The sequence below is a fragment of the Acinetobacter sp. YH12117 genome (assembly GCF_013418865.1).
Taxonomy (GTDB): Bacteria; Pseudomonadota; Gammaproteobacteria; order Pseudomonadales; family Moraxellaceae; genus Acinetobacter; species Acinetobacter indicus.
Genome location: NZ_VPBF01000090.1, coordinates 1 through 1,658, shown reverse-complemented (window position 1 = coordinate 1,658; position 1,658 = coordinate 1). Strand labels below are relative to the sequence as shown.

Below are 1,658 nucleotides of genomic sequence, written 5' to 3'. Positions count from 1 at the left end.
GCCAGGCCTCAGCATTTTATTATGGTGATCCCCTGGGCGAAATGCGCCTGGTAAGCAGAGTTTTTGAAATGTAAGGCCTTTGAATAAGACAAAAGGCTGCCTCATCGCTAACTTTGCAACAGTGCCATTTTAAGCGTTATGCTAAGCCCAGGAAGCCGCAGGATCTTTTGAACCACAACTGCATTAACGTCCGCTATTCTGATACGAGTGGATTGTACGCCTGGGAATTCGAGAAAGATGCTCAGAAATTCAGTCTGAAAGTCAAAGGGCAATATATTGCGAACAGCACGATTCATCAGCTCGATGCAGCATTAGACGGGCTGGGGATTGCCTATATTCCCGAGTATGTTGCAGATGGATATATCAAAAGCGGCAAGCTGATTGCTGTTCTGACCGAGTGGTGTCCATATTTTGACGGCTACCATATTTATTATCCTCACCGCCGACAGGATTCTCCTGCGTTTATGGCTTTTCTGCAAGTTTTGCGTGACAGGTACAATAATGGAATAAGATAAATTTATGAGTAAAGGATTATGTCCACGATAAGCACCTGGGTCGATTCCTGGGAGGCGGCCATGAGGGTAGGGAAGCGCCGTCCCGTCAAGTCAGCGTAATGCTCTGCCAGTGTTACAACCAATTAACCAATTCTGATTAGAAAAACTCATCGAGCATCAAATGAAACTGCAATTTATTCATATCAGGATTATCAATACCATATTTTTGAAAAAGCCGTTTCTGTAATGAAGGAGAAAACTCACCGAGGCAGTTCCATAGGATGGCAAGATCCTGGTATCGGTCTGCGATTCCGACTCGTCCAACATCAATACAACCTATTAATTTCCCCTCGTCAAAAATAAGGTTATCAAGTGAGAAATCACCATGAGTGACGACTGAATCCGGTGAGAATGGCAAAAGCTTATGCATTTCTTTCCAGACTTGTTCAACAGGCCAGCCATTACGCTCGTCATCAAAATCACTCGCATCAACCAAACCGTTATTCATTCGTGATTGCGCCTGAGCGAGACGAAATGCGCGATCGCTGTTAAAAGGACAATTACAAACAGGAATCGAATGCAACCGGCGCAGGAACGCTGCCAGCGCATCAACAATATTTTCACCTGAATCAGGATATTCTTCTAATACCTGGAATGCTGTTTTCCCGGGGATCGCAGTGGTGAGTAACCATGCATCATCAGGAGTACGGATAAAATGCTTGATGGTCGGAAGAGGCATAAATGCCGTCAGCCAGTTTAGTCTGACCATCTCATCTGTAACATCATTGGCAACGCTACCTTTGCCATGTTTCAGAAACAACTCTGGCGCATCGGGCTTCCCATACAATCGATAGATTGTCGCACCTGATTGCCCGACATTATCGCGAGCCCATCTATACCCATATAAATCAGCATCCAGGTTGGAATTTAATCGCGGCCTCGAGCAAGACGTTTCCCGTTGAATATGGCTCATAACACCCCTTGTATTACTGTTTATGTAAGCAGACAGTTTTATTGTTCATGATGATATATTTTTATCGGCACTGTTGCAAATAGTCGGTGGTGATAAACTTATCATCCCCTTTTGCTGATGGAGCTGCACATGAACCCATTCAAAGGCCGGCATTTTCAGCGTGACATCATTCTGTGGGCCGTACGCTGGTA

Annotated in this window: 2 protein-coding genes; one reads left to right on the top strand and one right to left on the bottom strand. The window is 44.9% G+C overall.

All coding sequences use genetic code 11. The annotated features are described in order from the left end of the window. Window positions 1–113 precede the first annotated feature (113 nt). Window positions 114–515, top strand: a complete 402-nt coding sequence (locus tag FTU55_RS14915; protein WP_001183556.1) for a LysR substrate-binding domain-containing protein — start codon at window positions 114–116, stop codon at window positions 513–515. A gap of 136 nt (window positions 516–651) precedes the next feature. On the opposite strand, the gene FTU55_RS14910 is transcribed toward FTU55_RS14915, so the two are convergent. Beyond that, complete coding sequence (locus FTU55_RS14910) at window positions 652–1,467, bottom strand: APH(3')-I family aminoglycoside O-phosphotransferase (protein WP_000018323.1); 816 nt, start codon at window positions 1,465–1,467, stop codon at window positions 652–654. Between the last annotated feature and the right edge of the window lie 191 nt (window positions 1,468–1,658).

Excerpts from the sequence above, each read along its gene's own strand:
- FTU55_RS14910 (WP_000018323.1), bottom strand. The coding sequence starts at position 1,467 with ATGAGCCATATTCAACGGGAAACGTCTTGCTCGAGGCCGCGATTAAAT.